Source organism: uncultured Chitinophaga sp. (assembly GCF_937874145.1).
Taxonomy (GTDB): domain Bacteria; phylum Bacteroidota; class Bacteroidia; order Chitinophagales; family Chitinophagaceae; genus Chitinophaga.
This window is the reverse complement of the sequence record NZ_CALNBI010000096.1, coordinates 1-6,295: the sequence shown is the minus strand read 5'-3', so window position 1 is coordinate 6,295 and position 6,295 is coordinate 1. Positions and strand designations below refer to the sequence as shown.

5 protein-coding genes are annotated in these 6,295 nt (G+C 49.5%); 3 read left to right on the top strand and 2 right to left on the bottom strand.

What is annotated here, in order from left to right:
• Window positions 1–51: 51 nt before the first annotated feature.
• On the bottom strand, window positions 52–618 hold the full coding sequence (locus Q0510_RS04215; RefSeq protein ID WP_298708549.1) for a sigma-70 family RNA polymerase sigma factor: 567 nt from the start codon (window positions 616–618) through the stop codon (window positions 52–54).
• 899 nt (window positions 619–1,517) lie between these two features.
• Here Q0510_RS04215 and Q0510_RS04210 point away from each other — a divergent pair.
• Complete coding sequence (locus tag Q0510_RS04210) at window positions 1,518–3,011, top strand: sulfatase (protein WP_298708547.1); 1,494 nt, start codon at window positions 1,518–1,520, stop codon at window positions 3,009–3,011.
• A gap of 72 nt (window positions 3,012–3,083) precedes the next feature.
• On the opposite strand, the gene Q0510_RS04205 is transcribed toward Q0510_RS04210, so the two are convergent.
• Window positions 3,084–4,013 carry a winged helix-turn-helix domain-containing protein gene (locus Q0510_RS04205; protein ID WP_298708543.1) on the bottom strand — a complete coding sequence of 310 codons (930 nt, stop codon included), beginning with the start codon at window positions 4,011–4,013 and terminating at the stop codon, window positions 3,084–3,086.
• Window positions 4,014–4,176: 163 nt separating this feature from the next.
• Here Q0510_RS04205 and Q0510_RS04200 point away from each other — a divergent pair, with 163 nt between their 5' ends.
• Window positions 4,177–4,704: a hypothetical protein gene (locus tag Q0510_RS04200; RefSeq protein WP_298708541.1), complete on the top strand. Its 528-nt coding sequence runs from the start codon at window positions 4,177–4,179 to the stop codon at window positions 4,702–4,704.
• A gap of 286 nt (window positions 4,705–4,990) precedes the next feature.
• Window positions 4,991–6,064: a TlpA disulfide reductase family protein gene (locus Q0510_RS04195; RefSeq protein ID WP_298708539.1), complete on the top strand. Its 1,074-nt coding sequence runs from the start codon at window positions 4,991–4,993 to the stop codon at window positions 6,062–6,064.
• Window positions 6,065–6,295: the final 231 nt, after the last annotated feature.

Below are 6,295 nucleotides of genomic sequence, written 5' to 3'. Positions count from 1 at the left end.
ACATCAATAAGTACGCTGTCCAGGGAATAATTCCCTATCCGGTGATAAAAATTATTTTACATGGCTGATAACGTCCTGGAGAACGACGGAGAAAATGGCGGTCTGCAGGATTTTGCGGAGCTGAAGATTGGCTTTGGTCAGTTGGCTGTCGACCGTTTTGGTGGAAATGCCCAATAGTTCGGCTATTTCTTTATAGGAATATCCGTAGATATGGCGGAGCTCGAATATTTCTTTTCGTTTGGGAGGAAGGAGCCTGATGGCGTTGGCGACGTCGTTCCGGATCTCGATCCGGTCGTGGCCGGCGTCGTTTCCCTGCATGTCGGGGAGTTCCATGGTATCGGCGATATGCTGCCGGCGGCGCATTTCCTGTCGCAGCCAGTCGATGAATACCTGTTTCGTTTTCCGGAAGATCTGTTCGTTCAGGGGAATGTCGGCGGATACGCCGGAGCGGTAATTCCAGAGTTTGATGAAGACGAGCTGGGTCAGGTCTTTGGCCGCTTCGGTGCTGTGCGTCTTTTTCGACAGGTAAGAGAATACTTTTTCCCAATAGTTTTCGAAGACATGCTCAAATGCCCCGTAGTCCCCGGATTGTAATGCCTCTGCTAGTTGCGTGTCCATATTAATTGCTTGTGCAGTGAACGTAGAAGCAGAAAAATGCTGTTTACGATATAACTACCCTATTCACTTTCAAAGAGGTGTGCAAAAGATGTACTTGATTGAACGTAACAATGAAGGTAGCGTTAAAACGTTGTTTGGTTGACTTACCGGCATTTTGTTCATACTAACTTAACGATAACGGCCGGATAGTGGAATTCCTGGAGGTCCTCGGCCTCCCTGTACAAACTTCGTAAAAATATCCTGATTTATCAAAGTTTGAAGATTTTCTTGCGCAGGGGCGGAACGCGGCAGGCGGGAGCGGCGCGGCGGTTGCCCCTGATCCAACGAAGCGCCGGGAAGCCCTGCGTTCGCAGCGGGGTACCAGGGATGCGGCCATGTTGAGACGGAAGTGAAGCAGGGAGGATGAGGACTGTATGGGCGTTGCAGGACGGGATGCGGGCAGGTGAACCGGGCGGAAACGACGGGGAATGGCCGGAAAGGTGGACTTGATGCGGAGGTGATACGGAGATGTGCCGGAAATGACGCAGACGGTAGGATACCTGTATATCATGGTGCCGGGTTGGCTCAGGCGCATGGCAATGCCCCACGGCAGCGGGGGCTGGCGTGCAAGGTTTGGTTGGATAAGATGTGATCGTGAATAATTGGCAACAAAATCTCCCTGTTTTGGCCCGGGGCTATTCGCGTTGAATGCGGGAATACCCTGCGGGAAGGGGCGCTTTTCTGCGGGGGCGCTGCGGGGCGGAAACTATAATCGATGTTGAACGATTTCGAAAGGTGGTTTTGCCGGCGTTAGAGGATTTCGAAAGTTGACCTGTCTATTCATCCATAGTATGGAAATTGTTACGCTGTTACTGTCTTTTTTTGCATTTTAGCTGACGATTAGAATCAAAATCCACGTTATGATGCATAGATTGAATATGATAATGGTATATAAGGTGGCCACAATGGCCTGCTTTTTCTTTCCATTTATTAGTTTGCACGCACAAACGGTAAAACCGAACGTTGTAATTTTTATCGCGGACGATGTTTCGTATAATGATTTGGGATGCATGGGGCACCCCGTAATTAAAACGCCGGAGATTGACAAATTGGCCGAAAAGGGCATCAGGTTTACCAATGCATTTCTTACAGCCAGCTCCTGCAGCCCCAGCAGGGCAAGTATTTTGACGGGCAGGTATCCGCACAATACAGGCGCCGCCGAATTGCATAGCCCGATTCCCGCAGGGCAGGTCGCATTCCCGAAATTGCTGAAAGAAAATGGATATTACACGGCACAGGCCGGTAAATGGCATTTGGGATCGTCTGGCATAAAACCTGAAGGCGAGTTCCTGGATGCGTTTGACCTGGTTGGAGGTTCCAGTGCAGACGGCGGCGGCCCCGGCGGTGAGCAGTTGTGGGTTGAATATCTGCAACAGAGGCCGAAAGAAAAACCCTTCTTCATGTGGTTTGCAGCGCAGGATGCACACCGCGGCTGGGATAGCGCGGCAAAACCCATTCACTATTCGGCGCATGACGTAAAGGTGCCTGCCAATTTGGTGGATAATAGCGCAACGCGCAACGACATCGTTCGTTACTACGAAGAAGTAAGTCGATTTGACTATTACGTCGGATTGGTTGTGAAGGAATTGAAGGCCCAGGGAATATTGGAGAATACACTCATAATAGTCATGGCAGACAATGGCAGGCCATTTCCAGGAAACAAAACGCGGTTGTATGATGATGGAATCAAAACGCCGCTGATCATTCACTGGCCTAAAGGAATCAAAGCCAAAGAACAGGTGTCGGCCAGTTTGGTAAGCGCCATCGACATTGCACCGACGGTACTGGAAGTTGCGGGAATGCCCAGGCACGCAGCAATGCAAGGGAAAAGCTTTACAATGTTGTTTGCAGACCCGACAGCTAAGTTCCGGAACTATGTGTTTGCAGAACACAACTGGCATAGCTTCCGGGCACATGAGCGTATGGTCCGGAACCATCAATTTGTTTATATTGAAAATAATTTGCCGGAACTGAGTAATGTTGGCGCTACGGACATCATGGGCTCGCCGGCGGGAAAGGAATTGAAAAAACAGTACCTCGCTGGCAAAGCGACCCCGTTACAGGCTTCAATATTCATTACTCCCCAACCTAAATACGAATTATACGACTATACTAAAGACAAAGATCAACGGGACAACTTATACGGCCGAAAGGAATACGAAACTGAGCAATTACACCTTGCCGATATGCTGAAAATCTGGAAGCAGGAAACGGGGGACGATCTGCCGGATGACCTTACCCCAGACTGGTCTGACAGATGGAGCAACAAACCCCTGCCGGAGAAAGACAGGCGTGGCGTGATGCCGGGAAGCCTTCAAAAGGCAACATCTATTCACAAGCCGGGGCCGTTTTAGCATGAGCGCGCTACCGTTTTTGGATAGCCCAACCAGCGGGACCAACGGTTAACGTGCTCATCCCGCATAGGTTTATGACATCAAATCCTTTGTTGCAATCTCCAGCTTATATCCTTTGCCGCGTATAACGGCTATTTTGATAGTAGGGTCGGGGTCGAGTTTTTTTCTGAGTTTTGATATGAACATATCCAGGCTGCGGCCTACTATGACACCTTCATCTTCCCAAATTTCCTTTTGCAGCCTGCTCCGGTCTATGACCTCGTTAGGGGCCAACGCGAAAATGCGCAATACCCGGGCCTCAGTTTTGGTCAACTCCGTCGATTTTCCATCAATCACGAGCTTACGCGCTTCCGCATCGAACGACATCGATCCCAAAGTGAAAACGCCGGAAGGTTGATTGCCGGGTATATCGTGCTGATTTCCAGGTAAAACAGTTCGCGGAGTTGCTGGTTTCAGGAAGATACAGCCCAATACTGTTAATAAAGCCAGGCCGCCCATGAGAAACCCAATCTTTGCTGTATTTGTTTCCAGGGATTGAAACCTGATGTGGATTACATAAGCCGCTTCGGGCTGCATTCTTCCCCGGCAGGCAATAATGTCGTCTTTTTTGTTTTTTGAAATAGCGTATCCATAAGTCACATTGTCATTGGCGCCGTTAATTACATTAACCACATAATTACTTGCGAGCGGGTCCTGGGATAACACGCGGCGGGTAGTATTTACCAGGGAGTCGGGTTGGAAAGTAAAAGTTTGCTCAAAACTGATCTGGTATTCATTTTCGGCGAGCTTTTTTACCGGGAGTACCCGGGATGTACTGTCGCCCGACTGCAGGAGGGTTTCATGCCCGATCCGGCGAAGCAGGACTTCCCGCCTGGCGATACTAAAATCGTCGCTGCCCGCCATAGCGAACGCCACCCAGATCGCTGTGATAAGCAAGAGTAATATCAATGCAACCAGGTATCTGCGCTTACCGGAAAGAAGATTTCTGCAGACAAGCATCATGTCAAGATATTATTTACAAAAGTTACACTATTATTTACAATCCAAATCCCTCATTCTCAAGGCAGTCAGGTAATTTCGGCTGGTCACCTGAATAGCGGCAGAATGCCCTGAATCGACCGCTGTTTAACCATACATTCTATAACTAAATTAACACGCACAAATTATGAAAAAAGTTGTTTATGCATTGATCTTATCGCTGGTTGTGGTAAGTGGATTCGTCTTCGCCAATCGCGGGAGCCAGCATGAGGCTGCTGAAAAGCCAACTCCCAAACCATTGACCGATGCTGAAAGGAGGGTACAGGAAGAATGGGATCTTACCCCGGCGGGGATAGCGTTCAAAATGTGGGAAGCGTCTCCCGAAGGGAAGAAAGTGTATGCCGCTGAGGCAAAAATAAGAAAACACATAAAGGATTACACCAACATGGAGGCCGTCGTAACCTCTCTTTCCCTTCCGCCGGGCTCAAAATTAGGTTTCGGCGTGATGGCCAGGGTTAATGGGGAGGATTTTATACTTCGGTTTGATGATGATCCTCAACAGCTGCGCAGCCTGAAGGTTGCCGACAGGATAATTATAAGAAGCCATGCCGTATCCCACGCTCCGAAGTATGCATATCCCATCATATCGGGCGAATATGCGGAACGTGACGGTGAGGTGATCTATAAGCATGCTCCGCGTAAAGATGGTTGTTGAGGAAGACATCAACCTTTCGGTATGAAAAAAGACAAATCAGCCTGAAACGATTTGTCTTTTTTACGTGCACCTAAGTGGGCTTTTCCCGAACCTTTTCCTGGTAAATTTAAAACTGATAATTGCAATAATGAGTTGATTAGTAATGCTTGATGATAGCGTTGCCGCCAATATGCGGTAGCAATTGTTTCCACGCAGTAGTCCTTTCCCCGGACTTGTCCGCCTATATGTTTGTAAACCTGACACAATTACCCAACTATTCAAACCTAAGCGAATGAAAATCTGGCGATTGACAAGCATTATAAGCGGAACGATGCTATTGGCCGCAGCCTGCGGGAACCCTCAGCCCCCGAAAACCTTGCTGACCGGAGAAATCACAGGCCTGGAAGACAGTACGGTGGTCTTGCAATACTATAAAGACAGCCTACGGGTTATGGATACGTTGCCTGTGAAAGACGGGGAATTCCAATGGCAGGGTGAAATGCCTGAACCCCAGGAAGTCCGCCTGCTGCTCACGGGCAATTCCATCTCCTTTTTCATGGAACCGGGGAGTATCGGCCTGCAAGGCCATATCGATTCTTTGCAACAGGTGCGCGTTCATGGCGCTAAGATTCAGCTGGAGGCCGATGCATATAAAAAATCCAGGGATTCCCTTATGGCAGCCATGGACAGCCTCTATCAGCTTTCGGAGAAGGCTCATGAAGCCGGTAAAGCCGCATTCCAGGAGCAGCTGGAAGCTTACTGGAAAGCGGAGGAAAAACGCGGCGACGAATACATTATGGCGCACCCGAACAGTTTCTTCAGCGCCTCCCTGCTGTCGCGCAAAGCAATGTTCGGAGGTTATCGGGAGATTGACAGCATGTTTGCCCGCATGAGCTCAACGGTCCGCGAAAGCCGTATCGGGAAACGGTTGCGGCAGCGGATGGATATCCTCAAAAGAAGCGAAAACGGCATGACGATGCCCGACTTCATCCAAAACGACATCAACGGCCAGCCTGTGAATTTTAATACATTCCGCGGCAAATACGTCCTGGTAGATTTCTGGGCTAGCTGGTGCGGGCCCTGCCGGGCGGAGAACCCTAACGTCCTGAACGCATACAACACATTCAGGGACAAGAATTTCACGGTTGTAGGCGTATCACTTGACGATAACGCCGCCGACTGGAAAAAAGCCGTGGAAGAAGATGCCTTGCCCTGGGTGCAGGTGTCCGACCTTAAAGGGTTTAAGAACGAGATATCCGATTATTATGGAATCGCCGGCATTCCGAGCAGTCTCCTGCTGGACCCGCAAGGTAAGATCGTCGCGAAAAACCTGCGTGGCAAAGAACTGGGGGAGAGGCTGGCCACCTTATTAGCCCAGTGATTATATCACCAATTAATGCCTGCCCCGCCCTGGCCCGTCCGGTTACCGGTACGGGCCTTTTTAATATTTTGTCCGAATCCCGTACTTTCTTATTTTACCGGCCATTATTCAACCAAATCGCTATTTTGAGGCCATTGGCGCAGCAATTACATATTGACAGGACGTTGTTCCTACGCATCGCCGAGGGCGACGGCCGGGCTTTTACCGAGCTTTTCAACCTTTGCTTCGAGC

Coding starts and splice junctions, on each gene's coding strand:
- Q0510_RS04200 (WP_298708541.1), top strand. CDS start 4,177: ATGAAAAAAGTTGTTTATGCATTGATCTTATCGCTGGTTGTGGTAAGT.
- Q0510_RS04205 (WP_298708543.1), bottom strand. CDS start 4,013: ATGATGCTTGTCTGCAGAAATCTTCTTTCCGGTAAGCGCAGATACCTG.
- Q0510_RS04215 (WP_298708549.1), bottom strand. CDS start 618: ATGGACACGCAACTAGCAGAGGCATTACAATCCGGGGACTACGGGGCA.
- Q0510_RS04210 (WP_298708547.1), top strand. CDS start 1,518: ATGATGCATAGATTGAATATGATAATGGTATATAAGGTGGCCACAATG.